This window comes from Chromobacterium sp. IIBBL 290-4 (genome assembly GCF_024207115.1).
Lineage (GTDB): Bacteria > Pseudomonadota > Gammaproteobacteria > Burkholderiales > Chromobacteriaceae > Chromobacterium.
The window spans coordinates 1,351,227-1,369,119 of sequence record NZ_CP100128.1 but is presented as its reverse complement, the minus strand read 5'-3'; the positions used below and the strand labels follow the sequence as shown (position 1 = coordinate 1,369,119).

Below are 17,893 nucleotides of genomic sequence, written 5' to 3'. Positions count from 1 at the left end.
ATGCCGCAATACCAGGACATCGCCCGCCAATTGCAGGCCCGGCTCGACGCCGGCGAGTTTCCGCCCGGCAGCCGCCTGCCTTCGGTGCGGCAACTGGCCGAGCGCCACGGCGTCAACAGCCTGACCGCGCTGGCCGCCTATCGCTGGCTGGAGCAGAAACAGCGGGTGGTGGCGCGGCCGCGCGCCGGTTTCTTCGCCGCCTTGCCCGCCGTCGCACCCGACTGCCGGCCTGACAAAGCGCTGCCCTCGCCGGCCACGCTGGTGCAGGTGGACAGCCGCATGTCGCAATTGCTGGCGCTGTCTTCTTCCGACGTGGCGGTGCAGCTGCACATGGCCGAAGCCCATCACAGCCTGTACCCCTCCGCCGAACTGGCGCGCCGCCTGCACGCCACCTTGCAGCAGCGGCCGGAGCTGATCGGCGCCTATTTGCCGGCCAAGCAGCATGACCGGCTGTGCGATCAGCTGCGCCAGCTGGCCGCCGGCTGGGGGCTGGATGCCAAGCCGGAAGAGATCCTGTTCTGCAACGGCATCACCGAGGGCATCAGCCTAGCGCTGCGCCACCTGACCCGTCCCGGCGACACCGTGGCGGTGGAAACGCCGGTCTATTTCGGCCTGCTGCAAACGCTGTCCGCCCTGGGGCTGAAGGCGCTGGAAATCCCCTGCACGCCCGATGCCGGCTTGTCGCTGGAGGCGCTGGAATTCGCGCTGCAATACGGCCCGCCGGTGCGCTGCCTGGTGACGGTGACCAACTTCCAGAACCCCACCGGCGCGCGGATGCCGGACGACCATAAAAAGCGGCTGCTGGCGCTGGCGCGCCGCCATGGCGTCGCCATCATCGAGGACGACGTGTTCGGCGAGCTGTATTTCGGCGAGACGCGGCCGACGCCGCTGAAAGCCTGGGACCGCGACGGCGACGTGATCTACTGCGCGTCTTTCACCAAGAGCCTGGCGCCGTCGTTCCGGCTGGGCTGGCTGTCCGGCGGCCGCCACCACGCCGCGCTGGAACGCTTGCGCGCCAGCAGCAGCCTGGTGAGCCCGGCCCTGCTCTTGGGCGCGCTGAGCGATCTGCTGGCCAGCGGCGACTACGCCCGCATCAGCCAGCGGCTGCGCAAGCAATTGGCCAGGCAGATGGAGCAAGTGGCGGACGCGGTGCTGGCGGCCTTTCCCAAGGGCACCCGCTTGCGGCGGCCGCAGGGCGGGTTGCTGCTATGGGTGGAAGGGCCGGAGGGGCTGGACAGCGGCCGGCTGCTGGAAGCGGCGCTGCGGGAGTCGATCAGTTTCGCGCCCGGCATGCTGTTCTCGGCCGAGCCGCGTTTCAGCCGCTGCCTGCGGCTGAACTTCGGCCAGCCCTGGAACGCGGCGCAACAACAGGCCATCGCCCGCTTGGGCCAGCTGGCCGCCGAACAATTGAGGACGCCGACATGAGCGACGCTGTCTCGATCCGCCCGCCGCTGGCGGGCGAATTGGCGCTGTTGGCGCAGATAGAGCGCCGCGCCGCCGCGCTGTTTTCGCCGGACGATCTGCCTGCGGCGCTCAGCGGGCAGACGCTGCCGGAGGCGCTGCTGCGCGAGGCGGCCGCGGCCGGCCTGCTGTGGGTGGCCGAGCGGAACGGCCAGGCCGCCGGCTTCGCGCTGGCGGAAATGCTGGACGGCCAGCTGCATCTGGCCGAGATGGACGTGGACCCGGCGCATGCCCGCCGCGGCATAGGCGCGGCCTTGCTGGCCAAGGTGGCCGCCCATGGCGCGGCAGCCGGTTTCGCCGCCGTCACGCTGACCACGTTTGCGCATCTGCCGTGGAACGCGCCGTTTTATCGACGCCATGGTTTTGAACCCTATGTGCCGACGACTGCGTCGCAGCTGGAACAACGGCTGAAGTCGGAAGCGCTGGCTGGTTTGCGCCAGCGCATCGCCATGCGTCGCGTCTTGCGCTCACTTTGAGGAGAAGGCTGATGGATAAAATCGATACCGTCATCATCGGGGCCGGCGTGGTGGGCCTGGCCGTCGCCAAGGCGTTGGCCGAGGCAGGGCGCGAAGTATTGATCGTGGAAGCCGAGCAGGCCATAGGCCAGCACGCCTCCAGCCGCAACAGCGAGGTGATCCACGCTGGCTTGTATTACCCGGCCGGCAGCTTGAAGGCCAAGCTATGCCTGGCCGGCCGCGACCGGTTGTACCGCTATTGCGTTGAGCGGGCGATTCCGCACCAGCGGCTGGGCAAGCTGATCGTCGCCAGCCACGCAGGGCAATTGGCCAAGCTCGACGCGCTGGAAAAGCAGGCGCGCGTCAATGGCGTGAATGATGTCCAGCGGCTCTCCGCCGACCAGGCCCATGCGCTGGAGCCGGCGCTGGATTGCGCCGCCGCGCTGCTGTCGCCGTCCACCGGCATCATAGACAGCCACGCGCTGATGTTGTCCTTGCTGGCCGACGCCGAAGCCGCCGGCGCGCAGCTGGCGCTGGGCTCGCCGCTGGAGGGCGGCGAGATCACCGCCGACGGCATCGTGCTGCGCATCGCCGGCATGGAGATCCTGGCCCGCCGCGTGGTCAACGCCGCCGGCCTGTTCGCGCCCGATGTCGCCCGCGCGCTGGCGGGCGTGCCGCCAGAGGCCATCCCCCAGGCGCGCTACGCGCGCGGCGTGTATTTTTCGCTGCAGGGCCGCGCGCCGTTCTCCAGGCTGATCTATCCGCTGCCGGAGCCGGGCGGCCTGGGCAGCCATCTGACGCTGGACCTGGGCGGCCAGGCGCGCTTCGGCCCGGACGTGGAGTGGGTGGACGGCGTCGATTACCGCGTCGATCCCGCGCGCGCCGCCGCGTTTTACCAAGCGGTGCGGCGCTGGTGGCCGCAGCTGGCCGACGGCGCGCTGTCGCCCGGCTATGCCGGCATCCGCGCCAAGATTGCCGGCCCGGGCGAGCCGGACGCCGATTTCCTCATCCAGGGTCCGCCAGCGCATGGCGTGACGGGCCTGGTCAACTTGTTCGGCATCGAGTCGCCGGGGCTGACCAGCTGCCTGGCCATCGCCGACGCGGCGGCCGCGCTGCTGGATTAGAGCAAATCGCTTACAATCGCCGGCAAAGGGAGAAAACAACAAGCATGCTGATCTTGAATCAACGTCAACAAGAACTGCTGGATATGGTGAAGCGCGAAAGCTATGTCAGCGTGGAGAAGCTGGCCGAGCACTTCGCCGTCACCCGCCAGACCATACGCCGCGACATCGCCCTATTGGCCGAGCATCAGCAGCTGCAGCGCTATCACGGCGGCGCCAGCGTGCTGTCCAGCGTGGAGAACGTCGCCTACCAGGCGCGCCAGGTGCTGTGCATAGAGGAAAAGCGCCGCATCGCCGCCTGCCTGGCGCGGCATATCCCGGACAACGCGTCCTTGTTCATCAATCTGGGCACCACCACCGAGGAGGTGGCCAAGGCGCTGCACCGCCACCGCGGCTTGCGGGTGATCACCAATAATCTGCATGTGGCCGAGCAGATGTGCGACTACCCGGACTGCGAAGTGATCGTGCTGGGCGGCTCGCTCAGGAAACGCGACCGCGGCCTCACCGGCGAGGCGACGGTGCAGATGATCCGCCAGTTCCGCGTCGACTACGGCATCATCGGCGTGTCCAGCATCGAATCCGACGGCACGCTGCGCGATTACGACTACCGCGAAGTGCGCACCACCGAAGCCATCATCCAGCAGTCGCGCCAGGTGTTCCTGGCCGCCGACCACAGCAAGTTCGACCGGCCGGCGCTGGTGGAGCTGGGCCGGCTCTCCCAGGTGGCCGCGCTGTTCACCGACAAGCCGGTGCCGGCCGGCATCGCCCGCATCATGCAGGAGTGCGGCACCCAGCTGCATATCGCCGAATCGTACTGATAAGTATTTTCCGCAATACTATGCTGAAGCATCGTTCCACTCCTCATCGGCTGATGCTTCATGCAACTTTCCACGCTTCCTCTGGCGGACGGCATGCTGTTCCGCGACGCCTCCGGCCGCTATTGCGCCAGCCTGGGCGGCCACCGTTTTTTCAGCGCCTTCCAGCCCATCTTTTATAAGGGCGGCAGCCTGTTCGGCTACGAGGCCTTGCTGAGAGTGGTGGACGAAGGGGGAGAATGGCAGCCGCCGGATCGTTACCTGGGCAATCTCTCGGCGGAGCAGGCCCAGGTGGCGGACCGGCTGGCGCGGCTGATCCATGTGCGCAATTTCGCCCAAAGCCGCCTGGAGTGCTGCCTGACGCTGAACCTGCTGGCCGCCACCGTGCAGGAAGACCATCGCGGCCGCACCCATCTGCCGATGCTGAAAAGCCTGCTGCAGAGCGTGGAGCTGGACAGCGGCGGGGTGATCTTCGAAATCCCTGAGTTTGAAGTAGAGCAGCACGGCCAGCCCTTGCTGGACGGCCTGCGCCACGCCTCGGAAATGGGCTTCGGCCTGGCGGTGGACGATTTCGGCGCGCTGGGCTCGCGCCATGGCAAAACCAGCGAGCTGTGCCCGGACATCCTCAAGATAGACCGCAGCCTGCTGCTCGATTACATGTCGGGCGAAACCCAGCGCCTGCCGGCGCTATTGGGGCAGGGCTGGCAGATAGGCTGCCGCATGCTGGTGGAAGGGGTGGAAACCGCCGAGCAGCTGGAAGCGATGCGCGCGCTCGGGGTGGAGCTGTATCAGGGCTTTTACCTGGGCAGGCCGGGCGAGCTGGCCGTGGCTCGCCAGCTGTAGGGCGCGCCCGCGTACTGTGGCCAACTCACAAAACATCAATCAATGATCCGTGGTGCAAGACACCGCTCCAGGCAAGTGGTGTGTTTCGTCCGAGTTTAGGTCCTTGCAAGAATCACACGGGCTGGCATTGCCATGATTTTAATATCAAAATTTTGACGGCATAATTTTTATGCACCACAATCTGGTGGTTTTCACCTGACGTTTCGGGTGGCTAATTACAAGTTATGCCTATTGAGCCGTTTAGCACATGGACAAAGTAAGAATAAAGCTCGTAACTATTGGTCATTTACCACTACACCTAGACCTTATCCGAGTTTCCGCTTGGGAGTCTGATGTGTTTGAGTTGGCCGGTGAGATTGAAAACTTCGCCTTACGCTGCGATTCGGATAGTGACGGCTGGGTTTTTTCCGATGCACTACTGAAAGCCCAGCTTCCGGCGCACGCTGGCGCAGACTTTCTAATAGCAATTGTCAACGTGCCAATTGAAGATAACTGGTACTCAAGACGGCTTGGCGATAACCAGATTGTTTTTTCGTTTAGCCAAATTAAGGAGTTTCTTGCTTGGGAGAGCATCCCGCTAGAAAACGCCATCTTTCGTGTTCTATACGCGTATAGCCTGCTTTACAGACGTTCAGGAAATCAAATTCCGGGCTTCGGCGAAGCGCCAAGCTTCACTCACGATGAAACACGCGGATGCCTTTTCGACATGAATGGCATCAAGTCGGATCTAGTCGAATCGTGCAATAAGCCCGTTGTTTGCGCAGAGTGCGAGGAACGCCTCCGGAACGAACGTGTTTCAACTCAAATGATAAAGACCGTGCAGAGTGAAATACGTAAAATTCGTAAGCATCTCTACTATCGGGCACTCGACTTCGTAAAGGCCAAGCCTTTGGTTGCACTAGCTATTTCAAGCGTTTTTGCCATTCTGCTTGGCGTCACTGGTTCATTAATCGCTTCGTATATCTACGACAGCATTAAGCCGCAGCCAATCGCAGGCATAACAAGTCAATCCTGCGGACCCGCTAAAGGGCCGTAGGGTGCGATACCCGGCCTCGATCTTATCAAGGCGGAGCGTTCAACGGCCGGGCATCGCGCCGGCATGAGTTGGTCGTGGCGCGACGCCCGGCAGATAAGGTTTTGCAAAGGACCGTAGGTTGGGCTAAGCCTGCGAAGCCCAACGTTTACCGCGCACGGTGAAGTCATATCTTATGGCTCTACTCTCTCGGTAAACGTTGGGCTTCATTTTATTCAGCCCAACCTACGCTTCCATCAAACCGACACATCCGCCGGGCGGGCCTTGGCTCGCCAGCTATTGCCGCTCCGGTCCAGCCCCAGGCTGAGCCAGGCCAGCAGGGCCAGCGCCGCGCCCAGCCACAGCGGCGCGCGCAATCCCCAGCCGGCGTCCAGGCACAGGCCTCCGGCCCAGGCGCCGAACATCAGCCCCAAGTTGACCACCGCCATGTGCAGGCTGTTCACCATCGGCCCCGCGCCGCCAGCGCGCACCACCCGCGCCACCATCGCCGGATTCATCGGCAAGCCGGCTAGCCCCAGCAAGCACACCCCGGCCACCGCCAGCGCCTGCCATTGCGCGCCCAGCGCCAAGGCCAGCATCACCAAAAACAGCGTCAGGACGCCGCCCTGCAGCACCCGTCGGGTGTGGCGGTCGGCCAGCCGGCCGGTGACCAGATTGCCCAGCACCGTCGCCGCGCCATAGACGCCAAACAGCAGCGGCACCATCGCCGGGGAAAAACCGCTGACGCGCAACAACAGCGGCGCGAGATAGGTGAAGGCGGCGAACACCGCGCCGATGATCAGGCCGCTGGACAGATAAGCCGCCCACAAGGCCGGCCGCGCCAGCGCCCGCCATTCCTCGCCGGCCAGCTGTCCGGCGGGCTTGTCCCCGGCCGGCACCCGCGCGGCGATGCCCAGCATCGCCAGCCCCACCAGCGCCGCCACCAGCCAGAAGGACAGGCGCCAGCCCCAGCGCTGGTCCAACAGCGTGGCCATGGGCAGGCCGGCGACGGACGCCAGCATCAGGCCGTTGAGCACCAGGCCGGCGGCGCGGGCGATGCGCTCCATGCCCACCAGCTCGCCGGCCAGGGCCAGCGCCACGCCGAAGAAGGCTGATTGCGCCACGCCGCAGACGATGCGCGAGGCCAGCATTTGGGCATAGCTGTCAGCGGAAGCGCCTATCAGCTGGCCAATCAGGAATAGCGCCAACAGGCCGAGCAAGGCCGGCTTGCGCCGCAGCGCGCGCAGCCGCAAGGTGAGCAGCGGTCCGCCCACCACCACGCTGGCGGCGAAGGCGGATACCAGATTGCCCACCTCTGCCAGCGAAATGTGGAAAGCGGCAGCCAGCGACGGCATCATGCCGGCCACCATGAATTCGGAGGTGGCCATGGCGAAGATGCACAGGCTGAGCAGATAGATGGCGGCAGGCATCAGGCGGCCCTCCTGTCCGTGTCCAGCGCGGCGTAGACGGCGCGCAGCCATTCTTGGCTGAACGCGCCCACCGAGCCTTCCAGCGCGGTATGGGTGCAGACGACGAAGCTGACGCCGCGCGCCGGGTCCACCAGCCAGCTGTGGCCGTAAGCGCCCAGCCAGCGCCAGCTGCCCGGGCTTGCCGGCAGGCCGGCGGCGGCGGGGTCGCGCAATACCGCGCCGGCCAGGCTGTGTCCCCAGCCCGGCCAGCCTTCCATGTCGATGCCGGCGATCTGGTCGCGCATCATCTCCTGTATCCAGGCGCGCGGCAGCCAGTCCTCGCGCATGCCGCGCAGCGCTTCCAGCAATGTGAGAAAGTCCGCCGCGCTGCCCACCATGCCGGCGCCGCCGGAGGGGTAGGCTTGCTTATCCAGCGCTCTGTCCGGGGCGTAGGCGATGCCGGCCAGCTCCGGCAACATGAAGAGGCGATGCGCTGCGCCCATTCTTTGCGGCCCGTCCCCGGTTTCGGCATAGGCCGCGCCCAGACGGGCGGGGTCGACGGCGTGGAAGTCGGTATCGGCCAGGCCCAGCGGCGCGCTCACCTCGCGGCGGATCACCTCTTGCAGCGGCAGGCTCGTCGCCGCTTCCAGCGCGCCGCCCAATACATCGGTGGCCAGGGAGTAAATCCAGCCCTGGCCGGGCGTTTGCCACAGCGTCTGCGCGGCCAGGCGGCGCAGGTTTTCCTCCAGGCTCAGCGCGGTGTGGTCCAGGCCATCCGACACGCCGGCCGCGCGGTAAGCGCCGCCGCCGGCCGGCTCCAGAAAGCCGTAGCCCAGTCCAGCGGTGTGGCTCAGCAGCTGGCGCAGCGTGATGACCGGCTGGCTGCCATCAGCCAAACGCGGGACGAAGTAAGGCAGATAATCGCTGACCGCGGCATCCAGCCGCAGCGCGCCCCGCGCCGCCAGGCGGATGACGGCGGCGCTGGTATAGAGCTTGCTGAGCGAGGCCAGCCGGAACAAGCCGTCTGGCCGCATCGGTAGGCCCGCCTCGCGGTCGCTCCAGCCGGCGGCGCGGCGATAGGCCACGCGGCCATGCACAGACAGCAGCGCTTCCGCGCCCACCAGCCGGCCCTCGGCCAAGGCCCGCTCCAGGACGAGGTCCAGTTTCGCGGTGTCGAGGGCAGGGGATAAAGCGATAGACATGATTCCACTCCAGAAAGTATTGGTGGAACCATGCTAAAGGCCGCCGCATGACGGATAAATGGTTTAGCATGCCGCTTAAAGCGGAAGAAAATTCCGTAATGGATACAGCCATGGAAAAAATGAATGGGATCGAGCTGTTCGTCCAGGTGGCGCGCCAGGGCAGCCTGGTGGCGGCCGGGCGCCAGCTGGGCCTGTCGGCGTCGGCGGTGGGCAAGGGCTTGCAAAGGCTGGAGCAGCGCTTGGGCGTCCGACTGATCCATCGCAGCACCCGCCGGCTGGCGCTGACGGCGGAAGGGCAGCAGTATCTGGCGCGCTGCCTGCGCATACTGGACGAGGTGGAGGCGGCCGAGCGCGAGCTGCAGCAAGGACTGGCCGCACCCAGCGGCAGGCTGAAAGTGGGCGTGCCGCACGAGAGCGGCTTGCTGACGCCGCATCTGGCCGGTTTCATGCGCGCCTATCCGCAGGTGGCGCTGGATCTGGATTACAGCGACCGGCTGGTCGACGTGATAGGGGAAGGCTTCGACGTGGTGGTGCGCGGCGGCGAGCCGGGCGACTCGCGGCTGGCCGGGCGGCGTCTGGGCAGCTACCAGATGCGGCTGGTCGCCTCGCCGGGCTATCTGGCGGAATACGGCGTGCCGGCCATCGCCGCCGACCTGGCCCGCCATCGCTGCCTGCATTACCGCTTTCCCAGCAGCGGCAAGTTGCTGCCTTGGCCGCTGGTGTTGGCGGAGGGCGAAGAGGCCGATCATCCGGTCAGCGCCAGCTGCAACACCGGCGAGGCGCTGATCGAGCTGGCGGCGCGCGGCCTAGGCATCGCCTGTTTGCCCGATTTTTCCATCCGCCGCGAGCTGGCTTCCGGCGCGCTGGCGGCGCTGGAAACGCCGCCGGTGCGGCGCAGCGGCAATATGTATCTGCTCTGGCCCGCCACACCGGCGATGCCGCCGCGGCTGCGGGTGTTCATCGACTATATGGCGGCGCATGTGTTTGCGGGCTGAGCGGTGGTTAAGGTTGTCGCGGGTATCGCCGTTGGCGAACCCGCGCTACCCCTGGCGTGGCGGCGGCGCGCGGAAAATGAAAAACCCGGCCAGCGGCCGGGTTTCGCGCAATGCGGATGGCGCGCAGGCTCAGGCCTCGGACAGCACCAGGCGCACGCTGTGTTCTTCCAAGAGCTTGGCCACCGGCTCCGGCGGCACCGCGTCGGTGAACACGGTGTGGAATTCGCTGATGTGGCCCATGCGCACCAAGGCGTTGCGGCCGAACTTGCTGTGGTCGGCGGCCAGGTAGCGGTGGCGGGCGTTGTTCATCATCGCCTGGGCGACGCGCACTTCGCGGTAGTCGAAGTCCAGCAGCGAGCCGTCGGTCTCGATGCCGGATACGCCGATGATGGCGTAGTCCACTTTGAACTGGTTGATGAAGTCCAGCGTGGCCACGCCGGTGATGCCGCCATCGGACGCGCGCACCGTGCCGGAGGTGATCATCGCGGTGAAGTCCGGGTTGGTGGACATGATGGAGGCGACGTGGATGTTGTTGGTGATCACGCGCAGGCCTTTGTGCGTGGCCGTCAGCGCCTGCGCCACCGCTTCTATGGTGGTGCCTATGCTCATGAACAGCGAGGCGTGGTCGGGGATGCTGCGCGCGATCATTTCGGCGATATGCGCCTTTTCGCTCTGGAACTTTCCTTTGCGCGCAAAATAATCCTCGTTCTCCACGCTGTTGCCCAGCGCCGCGCCGCCGTGGTAGCGCCGCAGCAGATTGGCCTCGCATAGCTGGTTGATGTCGCGCCGTATCGTTTGCGGCGTGACGTCGAGCAGGCGGGCCAGCTCTTCGATCGGCATGAAGCCGTTTTCGCGGACCAGTTGCAGAATCTTGTCGTGACGTGGAGAGCGGCTCATAACTATTCGGAATCGAAAATCACGTTACTTTAGTAACATATTTTTCCCCGGAATAGCAAATGCAGGATGCAAAAAATGCTGGTCTTGCCTGCTTGGACAAGACCAGCAGCACGCCGCCGCCACAAGACGGCGATATTTCGCTAGTGCTGGATCACCACCTTGCCGAAGTGGCGGCGGGCCTCGAAATGCTCAAACGCCGCGCGCGCGTCGCCGAATGAGAAGGCTTGATCGACCACCGGCCGCAGGCCATGTTGGCCGATGGCGCGCAACATCGCTTCCAGCCCTTCGCGGTGGCCCACCGCGATGCGCCTGAGCGTGGCGCCGCTCTTGAAGTAATGCATGAAGTCCAGCGCCGCGCCGCCCTGGTCCAGGAAACCGATCACCGCGATCTCGCCGCCGGCGGCGATGGCGGCCAGCGACTGCTCCAGCGTGCCCTGGCCGCCGACCTCGATGATGCGGTCCACGCCCTGGCCGCCGCTCAGCGCCCGTGCCCGCTCGCCCCAATTCTGCGCGGCGCGGTAATCGATCACCTCGTCCGCGCCCAGCGCCTTCAATTTCTCGGCCTTGTCCGCGCTGGAGGTGGTGGCGATCACCCGCGCGCCCATCAGCTTGGCCAACTGCACAGCGAACAAGGACACGCCGCCGGTGCCTTGGGTCAACACCGTATCGCCGGCGCGGATGGGCGCAGGGCCGGTGAGCGCCGTCCAGGCGGTGAGCGCGGCGCAGGGCAGGGCGGCGGCTTCGACAAAGCTCAGGTGGTCGGGAATGCGCGCCAGCGTTTCTTCGCCGACGATCTTGTATTGGCACAGCCAGCCATCCAGATTGCTGCCGTATTGCCGCGCGCCCTGCTCCAGCGGGAAGGGGCCGCCGAACCATTCGGGGAAGAAATTGTTGCAGACCCGGTCGCCCACGGCGAAGCGGCGGCAGCCTTCGCCCAGCGCGACGATCTCGCCGGCGCCGTCGGACAGCGGAACCAAGCCGTCGCTCCAGCTCATCGGGTAGCGGCCATGCAGCAAGGCGAGGTCGCGGTAATTGAGCGAGCTGGCATGCACTTTGACCAGCACTTCGCCGCGGCCGGGCGAAGGCAAGGCTTCATCATGCATGCGCAGATGATCGAGCGAGCCGAAACGGGAAAAACGATAGCTTTGCATGGGGAATGTCCTGTTGGAAAACAACAGCGCCATCTTGCCGCTAGGCTGCGATATGATGAATGCTTCGCCGTGCCGGCTTTTTCACCCTGAGTCTCAAACTGCCATGGATCTGCTGGAAAACCTGTTCTCCGCCATGCACGTGCAAAGCGCGCTGTATGCCCGGATGGAAGCGCGCGCGCCCTGGGGCATAGATTTTTCCCATCAGGTGTCGGCTCGATTCGGCATCGTCAGCCACGGCCGATTCTGGCTGAGCGGCGCGGGCCAAACCGAGCCGCTGCGGCTGGAGGCGGGCGACTTGTTCATCATTTGCGGCGGCCAGCGCTTTTGCCTGATGGACGCGCCTGGCAGGTCCGCCGTGCCCTGCGAGACGGTGTTCGATGGCCGAGTCGATGGCCTGATCCGCTTCGGCGGCGACGGCGAGGAAAGCGGCGTGGTGTTCGGCCGCTTCATGTTTGACGCCGCCGCCGGCGCGCCCCTGATGGACTGCTTGCCGCCGGTGCTGCATGTCCGGCTGGATGCGGAACGGGCGCGGCTGCTGCAGGCCACGCTGGAGATGATCGCTCGCGAAAAGGCCGAACCGGCGCTGGGTTCGCGGCTGGTGGTGCAGAAACTGGTGGACGTGTTGCTGATCGAGGCGCTGCGCATTCACTGCTTGTCCGGCCAGGGGCAGGGCTGGCTGGGCGCCTTGGCGGATAGGCGGCTGTCGCCGCTGCTGCGGGCCCTGCATGACGATCTGGCCGCGCCGTGGAGCTTGGAGAGCATGGCCGCGCGCGCCGGCATGTCGCGCTCGGCCTTCGCCCGCCATTTTCGCAGCAGTGTGGGCGATACGCCGCTCAACCATCTCACCGTCTGGCGCATCCGCCGCGCCCAGGCGCTGCTGCGCGAAAGCCGGCTTCCCTTGGCGGAGGTGGCGGCGCGGGTGGGTTACGACAGCGACGCCGCCTTCCAACGCGCTTTCAAGCGGCTGACCGGCCAGCCGCCGGGCGAATACCGCCGGGCGGCTTTTTCCGATTAAGCGCAGGCGGCGTTCAAGGCCGCTTCGGCTAGCACCAGCGTGGTATCGATGGCCGGCACGCCGCAATTGGCGTCGTTGAGCACCAGCGGCAGCTCGGTGCAGGCCAGCGCCACGCCGTCGCAGCCTTGCGCCTTCATCGCCGCCACGATTTCCAGCAGCGCGGCCAGCGTGGCGTCGCTGGCGCGGCCGGTGGGCACCAGTTCGGAGAAAATGGCGCGCTGGATCGCCGCTTGCTGTTCTTCATCTGGAATCACTTCTTCCATGCCCAGCGCCGCCAGCGGCTGTTGATACAGCCGGCGCGCCATGGTCCAGCGGGTGCCGAGGATGGCCACTCGCTTCAAGCCGCGCGCGGCGCAGGCTTGGGCCACCACGTCGAGGATGCTGATCAAGGGGATGGGCGAGCGGGCGCGGATGTCGTCCACCACCAGATGCACGGTATTGGCCGGGATCACCGCCAGTTGCGCGCCGGCGCCGGCCAGCCGCTCCAACGAACCGACGATGGAGTCGGCGACCCAGTCCCAGCGGTCGTCATCCTGCGCCTGGTGCACGACCCCGAAGTCGGGTTGATCCAGAACGAAACGCGGGTGATGGTGGGCGGGAAAGCGGTCCGCGCACAGGCGGTGGATTTTGGACAGGCAATCGACGGCGCCGGGCACGGTGACGCCGGCGATGCCTATGGTTTTAGCGCTCATGATTTGCTCGATGGGTGGCGTGAACACGCGGAGCCGGCAAGGTAAACTTTTGTCATAATAAAGTCAATTAACTTTACCTTGTTGCCAAGTGTCGCCGGCGCGCAGCCTATGAATGAACTCTTCCAGCGGCATCGGCTTGGCGATGTAATAGCCTTGCAGCCAGCCTACGCCCAACTGGCTCAGGTAATCGAACTGCGCCTGGGTTTCCACGCCCTCCGCCACCGTTTCCAGGCCCAGCTTGGCCGCCAGTTCGGCCACGCTGTCGACGATGTGGGCGGACAGGCCGTCGCTGCCGATGCCGGCGACGAAGCCCTGGTCTATCTTCAGGCCATCCACCGCCAGCTGTTGCAGATATACCAGGCTGGAGTGGCCGGTGCCGAAGTCGTCCAGCGCGATTTTCACCCCCAAGCCGTGCAGCTTCTGGAACAGTTCGGCCACTTCGGGGGTGATCTCGACGATTTCGCGCTCGGTCAGCTCCAGCGTCAGCGCCGCCTGGCTGCCGGCCAGCAATTGCTGCAGCTCCTGGCAATCGGCGTAGAAGTGAGGGTCATGCAGATGGGCGCGGCTGATGTTGAAGCCCAGATGGAAACCGGGCGGCAAGGGTTGCCGCCGCAGCCGGCGCGCGACTTGCTTCATCATCCGCCGCGTCATCGGCACGATCATGCCGCTTTCCTCGGCGCGCGGAATGAACAGGTCGGGCCGGATCAGCCCTTCGCGCGGATGGCGCCAGCGCATCAGTACCTCCGCGCCTTGCCAGCCCGGCGCGCCGGGCTTCACCACCGGTTGCAGAAAGCCTTCGAATTCGTCATTGGCCAAGGCGCGCTTGAGTTCGTCGCCAGGCGAGGCTGGCCGACCCAGCAGCCAGTACAGCGTGGCACCGGCGGCCAGGCCCAGCAGGGCCAGCGCGACGGTCAGCGCGGCGTGATCGCCCCACAGCAATTGATGCCAGGGCGGGATGTCATAGCCGGTGACCACCGAGTAGGGGTAGAGGACGGAGTGCGCCGAGGCCTGAACTGTCCAGGGCAGCGGCGCTTGGCCGTCGCCGGCCTGGCGCGGCCCTACCCACTCGTCGCCGATCTGCATATACACCGGATTGCTGTCGCTGGCGTCTTGCAGCGCCAGTTGCAGATAGCGGCCGTCCACGGTGGCCATCGCGTCGCCGCCCGCGCCCTGCAAGCGGTAATACAGCAGCGGCACGCCAGGGGTGATCTTATTGCCGTGGGTCAGGTTCAGGCGTCTGCCGGTGAAGTCGCGCAGCGGCATGGGCGAGGAGACATGGCCGGATACCGAGGTGCAGTAGATCAGGTCGTCGCGGGCCAGCGACAGGCTGCGAACAAAGGGGGAGGCCGCGGTCTGCCGCCGCAGCTGGTACTCCGCGTCGGCGCAGGCGCGGCCCGCCAGCGGCAGAATCGCGCGGGCGGCGCGGGCGGCTTCGTCCAGAATATCGTCCACCATGGCGACGCCATGCTTGGTTTGTTGCTGCGCGATCTGGCGCAAGTCTTGCTGCTCTTGCCAGACCAGCGCCGGCGCGGCGGAGAGCAGGGGGGTCAGGCAGACGAGCAAGGCCAATAGCAGATGGGACAAGCGATGCTGACGGCGAGGATGCAGGGGATTCATCTAGCCTCCAGGACCAAAGGTCCTTGCGCGGCTGTCCTCGCAAGCCCTCTGATTTGTATTTAATAAAAAGCTTATTTTAAACCATTAAGCAGTAAGTCCCAGCGTCTAGTCTGATTGTCGAGCTTTATGGCGTCCAGGAGTCGTCCTCCCGCAGGCGTCGGACAAACTCGCTCAGCGGCATAGGCCGGGCGATCAGATAGCCCTGCAGGCCATTCACGCCCAGCCCGGTCAGATAAGCCGCTTGCTCGCGCGTCTCCACCCCTTCGGCCACGGTTTGCAGCTCCAGCTTGCGCGCCAGTTCCACCACGCTGTCCACGATATGGGTGGACAGCACGTCGCCGCCGATGCGGGCGACGAAGCTCTGATCGATCTTCAAGCCATCCACCGCCAGCCGGTGCAGATAGGCCAGGCTGGAATGGCCGGTGCCAAAGTCGTCCAGCAGAATCTTGACGCCCAACTGGTGCAGATCGCGAAACAGCCGCTCGATGGCCGGCGTGATTTCGATGGGCTCCCGCTCGGTCAACTCCAGCGCCAAACCGGCGCCTTGCGCCGCCAGCTGCTGCTGCAGTTCGCGGCAGTCGTCGAATAGCCGCAAATCATGCAATTGGGCGCGGCTGATGTTGAAGCCCAGCCGGAAACCAGGCGGCAAGGGGGCCTGGCACAGTTGCTCCACGACTGTGCGCATCAACTGCCGGGTCATCGGCACGATCACGCCGCTTTCCTCGGCGCTGGGGATGAACAGGTCGGGCCGTATCAGCCCGCCGCGCGGATGACGCCAGCGCATCAGCACCTCGGCGCCGGTCCAGCCGGCCTGCATGGGCCGGACGACCGGTTGCAGATAGGCTTCGAACTCGTCATCGGCCAAGGCCCGGCGCAATTCCATGCTGGGCGACACCGGCCTGCCCAGCAGCCAATACAGCGTGAAGCCGGCCAGCAGGCCCAAAGCCGACAGCAACAGGGTTTGCAAGGCATGGCGCTGCCAGAGCATGTCTTGCCATGGCAGCTGGTTGTAACTGGTCCACACCGTGTAGGGATAGCGGGCCGAAGGCCGCTTCAGCACGACGCGGCCGGACTGCGGCGGTCGGCCTTGGCCGACCTGTTGTTGCGGCCCCAGCCAGATGTCGCCCACTTGCAGATACAGCGGGCCGGACACGCTGGCGTCCTGCAGCGCCATCTGCAGATACTGCCCGTCTATCACCGCCAAGGCGCCGACATGCGCGCCATCTCGCCGATACAGCAGCAAGGGGATTTTGGGCGTGACGACATTGCCGGGCAGCAGTTGCAGGCGGCCATCGATGAATTCGCGCTTGGGCAGCGGCATGGACAGCGCGCCCTCCAGCGAGGAGCAATAGATGACATCGTCGCGGATCAGGGCCGCGGTGCGGACAAAGGGCACCACGGCCGCCTGATGCCGCAGCGGGTAAGAGGCTTCTCCGCAGGGCCGGCCGGCATAAGGCAGAATGGCCAGGCTGGCGCGTTCGGCCTGGTCCAGAATCGTGTCCAGCCTTTGTTGCGCCATGTCCGTCTGTCGCACGGTTTGCCGGTATTGGTCGGCCCGCTCCTGCCACAGCAGCGAGGGCACGATCAGCGCCAGGGGCAGCAAGGAGACCAGGGCCGCCAGGGACAAGTGCGACAGGCGGTGCTGCCGCCGCAACTGCAAGGGATTCATCCACTCTCCGCGCTGTCGGCGCGGAGGCGTCGACATCAAACAAAAAAGCCCTCCGGAGAGGGCTTGGGGCGATGCGAAACGCGCTCAGGCCAGGCGGGCCCGATGCCGAGCGATCTGCGCTTTCACCTGCGCCGGCGCGGTGCCGCCGACGTGGTCGCGCTGAGCGAGGCTCCCCTCCGGTGTCAGTACGGTATAGACGTCCTCGGCGATCAGCGCACTGAAGCCTTGCAGCGCGGCCAGCGGCAGGTCGGCCAGATCGACGCCCTGGCGTTCGGCGTGGCGCACCGCCAGCGCCACCACTTCATGGCTGTCGCGGAAGGGCAGGCCCTTCTTCACCAGGTAGTCGGCCAGGTCGGTGGCGGTGGCGAAACCCTGCAGCACCGCCGCGCGCATCGCCTCCGGCTTCACCGTCACGCCGCGCATCATGTCGGCGTAGATGCGCAGCGTGGTCTGCAGCGTGTCCACGGTGTCGAACAGCGGCTCCTTGTCTTCCTGATTGTCCTTGTTGTAGGCCAGCGGCTGGGCCTTCATCAGGGTGACCAGCGCGATCAGATGGCCCACCACGCGGCCGGACTTGCCGCGCACCAGTTCCGGCACGTCCGGGTTTTTCTTCTGCGGCATGATGGACGAGCCGGTGCAGAAGCGGTCGGCGATGTCGATGAAGCCGACGCGCGGGCTCATCCACAGGATCAGCTCTTCCGACAGCCGCGACAGGTGGATCATCACCAGCGACGCCGCCGCGGTGAATTCGATGGCGAAATCGCGGTCGGACACCGCGTCCAGCGAGTTGTGGCAGACGTCGTCGAAACCCAGCAGCTGGGCGGTGTAATGGCGGTCTATCGGATAGGTGGTGCCGGCCAGCGCCGCCGCGCCCAGCGGCAGGCGGTTGACGCGCTTGCGGCAGTCCTGCATCCGCTCGGCGTCGCGCGCCAGCATTTCCACATAGGCCAGCAGATGATGGCCAAAGGTGACCGGCTGCGCCACCTGCAGGTGGGTGAAGCCCGGCATCACGGTATTGGCGTGCTGCTCCGCCAGATCCAGCAGGCTTTTTTGCAGCTCGGACAGCAGGTGGACGGTGGCGTCGATCTCGCCGCGCAGCCATAGCCGGATGTCGGTGGCCACTTGGTCATTGCGGCTACGGCCGGTGTGCAGGCGCTTGCCGGCGTCGCCGATGCGGTCGGTCAGCCGGCGCTCGACATTCATGTGCACGTCTTCCAGGTCCACGCTCCATTCCAGCTTGCCGGCGCGGATTTCATCGCGGATTTCAGCCATGCCTCGTCGGATCGCTTCCAGGTCGGCGTCGCTGAGCACGCCGGATCGGTTCAGCATCGCGGCATGGGCCAGCGAGCCTTCGATGTCTACTTCGGCCAGGCGGAAATCAAAGCCGATGGAGGCGGTGTAGTGCTTGACGAGTTCGGAAACCGGCTCGGAAAAACGGCCGGACCAGGCGTGCGAGTCTTGCATGGCGTAACGTCCTGCGGTGAGGGTGCAAAAACTCTACTATGCCAGCCGCAAGCCGCTGCGGCCAGCATAGTTTGC

Annotated in this window: 16 protein-coding genes; 8 read left to right on the top strand and 8 right to left on the bottom strand. The window is 65.8% G+C overall.

From position 1 onward, the window contains the following. From NKT35_RS06355 to NKT35_RS06330, 6 genes are all read left to right on the top strand, one after another. Positions 1 to 1,425, top strand: a complete 1,425-nt coding sequence (locus tag NKT35_RS06355) for an aminotransferase-like domain-containing protein (RefSeq protein WP_254299913.1) — start codon at positions 1 to 3, stop codon at positions 1,423 to 1,425. Next, on the top strand, positions 1,422 to 1,937 hold the full coding sequence (locus tag NKT35_RS06350; RefSeq protein WP_254299912.1) for a GNAT family N-acetyltransferase: 516 nt from the start codon (positions 1,422 to 1,424) through the stop codon (positions 1,935 to 1,937). Before NKT35_RS06355 ends, NKT35_RS06350 begins: the two co-directional genes overlap by 4 nt. An 11-nt stretch (positions 1,938 to 1,948) precedes the next feature. Beyond that, positions 1,949 to 3,040 (top strand): NAD(P)/FAD-dependent oxidoreductase, encoded by a 1,092-nt coding sequence (locus NKT35_RS06345; protein ID WP_254299905.1) that lies wholly within the window; start codon positions 1,949 to 1,951, stop codon positions 3,038 to 3,040. A 44-nt stretch (positions 3,041 to 3,084) separates the two neighbouring features. Next, positions 3,085 to 3,855, top strand: a complete 771-nt coding sequence (locus NKT35_RS06340) for a DeoR/GlpR family DNA-binding transcription regulator (protein ID WP_254299904.1) — start codon at positions 3,085 to 3,087, stop codon at positions 3,853 to 3,855. Positions 3,856 to 3,915: 60 nt separating this feature from the next. After that, positions 3,916 to 4,695, top strand: a complete 780-nt coding sequence (locus tag NKT35_RS06335; RefSeq protein WP_254299903.1) for an EAL domain-containing protein — start codon at positions 3,916 to 3,918, stop codon at positions 4,693 to 4,695. A gap of 334 nt (positions 4,696 to 5,029) precedes the next feature. Then, positions 5,030 to 5,731, top strand: a complete 702-nt coding sequence (locus NKT35_RS06330) for a hypothetical protein (RefSeq protein ID WP_254299902.1) — start codon at positions 5,030 to 5,032, stop codon at positions 5,729 to 5,731. A gap of 233 nt (positions 5,732 to 5,964) precedes the next feature. Here the strand turns inward: NKT35_RS06330 and NKT35_RS06325 are convergent, their stop codons facing one another. Together NKT35_RS06325 and NKT35_RS06320 are read right to left on the bottom strand one after the other, a co-directional pair. After that, complete coding sequence (locus NKT35_RS06325; RefSeq protein ID WP_254299901.1) at positions 5,965 to 7,137, bottom strand: MFS transporter; 1,173 nt, start codon at positions 7,135 to 7,137, stop codon at positions 5,965 to 5,967. Next, positions 7,137 to 8,318, bottom strand: a complete 1,182-nt coding sequence (locus NKT35_RS06320) for a serine hydrolase domain-containing protein (protein ID WP_254299899.1) — start codon at positions 8,316 to 8,318, stop codon at positions 7,137 to 7,139. The genes NKT35_RS06325 and NKT35_RS06320 overlap by 1 nt, the downstream gene beginning before the upstream one ends. Before the next feature lie 110 nt (positions 8,319 to 8,428). Between NKT35_RS06320 and NKT35_RS06315 the strand changes: the two genes are divergently transcribed. Continuing rightward, positions 8,429 to 9,313: a LysR family transcriptional regulator gene (locus NKT35_RS06315; protein ID WP_254299897.1), complete on the top strand. Its 885-nt coding sequence runs from the start codon at positions 8,429 to 8,431 to the stop codon at positions 9,311 to 9,313. A 129-nt stretch (positions 9,314 to 9,442) separates the two neighbouring features. On the opposite strand, the gene NKT35_RS06310 is transcribed toward NKT35_RS06315, so the two are convergent. Then, complete coding sequence (locus NKT35_RS06310; RefSeq protein ID WP_254299895.1) at positions 9,443 to 10,210, bottom strand: DeoR/GlpR family DNA-binding transcription regulator; 768 nt, start codon at positions 10,208 to 10,210, stop codon at positions 9,443 to 9,445. Between the two features lie 140 nt (positions 10,211 to 10,350). Then, the gene (locus NKT35_RS06305) at positions 10,351 to 11,361 is read right to left on the bottom strand and encodes a zinc-dependent alcohol dehydrogenase family protein (RefSeq protein ID WP_254299894.1); all 1,011 of its coding nucleotides are present in this window, start codon (positions 11,359 to 11,361) and stop codon (positions 10,351 to 10,353) included. Between the two features lie 103 nt (positions 11,362 to 11,464). Between NKT35_RS06305 and NKT35_RS06300 the strand changes: the two genes are divergently transcribed. Beyond that, positions 11,465 to 12,376: an AraC family transcriptional regulator gene (locus NKT35_RS06300; protein ID WP_254299893.1), complete on the top strand. Its 912-nt coding sequence runs from the start codon at positions 11,465 to 11,467 to the stop codon at positions 12,374 to 12,376. Here NKT35_RS06300 and NKT35_RS06295 read toward each other — a convergent pair. The 4 genes from NKT35_RS06295 to argH all read right to left on the bottom strand — a co-directional run bounded on the left by NKT35_RS06295 (position 12,373) and on the right by argH (position 17,818). Continuing rightward, a complete protein-coding gene (locus NKT35_RS06295) occupies positions 12,373 to 13,068 on the bottom strand; it encodes an aspartate/glutamate racemase family protein (RefSeq protein ID WP_254299892.1) in 696 nt (231 codons plus the stop codon). The genes NKT35_RS06300 and NKT35_RS06295 overlap by 4 nt on opposite strands. Positions 13,069 to 13,131: 63 nt before the next feature. After that, entirely contained in the window at positions 13,132 to 14,685 is a 1,554-nt protein-coding gene (locus NKT35_RS06290; RefSeq protein ID WP_254299891.1) for an EAL domain-containing protein, read from the bottom strand. A 124-nt stretch (positions 14,686 to 14,809) separates the two neighbouring features. Next, complete coding sequence (locus tag NKT35_RS06285; RefSeq protein WP_254299889.1) at positions 14,810 to 16,354, bottom strand: EAL domain-containing protein; 1,545 nt, start codon at positions 16,352 to 16,354, stop codon at positions 14,810 to 14,812. Positions 16,355 to 16,438: 84 nt separating this feature from the next. Then, on the bottom strand, positions 16,439 to 17,818 hold the full coding sequence (gene argH, locus NKT35_RS06280) for an argininosuccinate lyase (RefSeq protein WP_254299887.1): 1,380 nt from the start codon (positions 17,816 to 17,818) through the stop codon (positions 16,439 to 16,441). Between the last annotated feature and the right edge of the window lie 75 nt (positions 17,819 to 17,893).

Bases quoted from the DNA above. Each gene is read 5' to 3' on its own strand.
- NKT35_RS06355 (WP_254299913.1), top strand. From the start codon at position 1: ATGCCGCAATACCAGGACATCGCCCGCCAATTGCAGGCCCGGCTCGAC.
- NKT35_RS06350 (WP_254299912.1), top strand. From the start codon at position 1,422: ATGAGCGACGCTGTCTCGATCCGCCCGCCGCTGGCGGGCGAATTGGCG.
- NKT35_RS06345 (WP_254299905.1), top strand. From the start codon at position 1,949: ATGGATAAAATCGATACCGTCATCATCGGGGCCGGCGTGGTGGGCCTG.
- NKT35_RS06340 (WP_254299904.1), top strand. From the start codon at position 3,085: ATGCTGATCTTGAATCAACGTCAACAAGAACTGCTGGATATGGTGAAG.
- NKT35_RS06335 (WP_254299903.1), top strand. From the start codon at position 3,916: ATGCAACTTTCCACGCTTCCTCTGGCGGACGGCATGCTGTTCCGCGAC.
- NKT35_RS06325 (WP_254299901.1), bottom strand. From the start codon at position 7,137: ATGCCTGCCGCCATCTATCTGCTCAGCCTGTGCATCTTCGCCATGGCC.
- NKT35_RS06320 (WP_254299899.1), bottom strand. From the start codon at position 8,318: ATGTCTATCGCTTTATCCCCTGCCCTCGACACCGCGAAACTGGACCTC.
- NKT35_RS06315 (WP_254299897.1), top strand. From the start codon at position 8,429: ATGGAAAAAATGAATGGGATCGAGCTGTTCGTCCAGGTGGCGCGCCAG.
- NKT35_RS06310 (WP_254299895.1), bottom strand. From the start codon at position 10,210: ATGAGCCGCTCTCCACGTCACGACAAGATTCTGCAACTGGTCCGCGAA.
- NKT35_RS06305 (WP_254299894.1), bottom strand. From the start codon at position 11,361: ATGCAAAGCTATCGTTTTTCCCGTTTCGGCTCGCTCGATCATCTGCGC.
- NKT35_RS06300 (WP_254299893.1), top strand. From the start codon at position 11,465: ATGGATCTGCTGGAAAACCTGTTCTCCGCCATGCACGTGCAAAGCGCG.
- NKT35_RS06295 (WP_254299892.1), bottom strand. From the start codon at position 13,068: ATGAGCGCTAAAACCATAGGCATCGCCGGCGTCACCGTGCCCGGCGCC.
- NKT35_RS06290 (WP_254299891.1), bottom strand. From the start codon at position 14,685: ATGAATCCCCTGCATCCTCGCCGTCAGCATCGCTTGTCCCATCTGCTA.
- NKT35_RS06285 (WP_254299889.1), bottom strand. From the start codon at position 16,354: ATGAATCCCTTGCAGTTGCGGCGGCAGCACCGCCTGTCGCACTTGTCC.
- argH (WP_254299887.1), bottom strand. From the start codon at position 17,818: ATGCAAGACTCGCACGCCTGGTCCGGCCGTTTTTCCGAGCCGGTTTCC.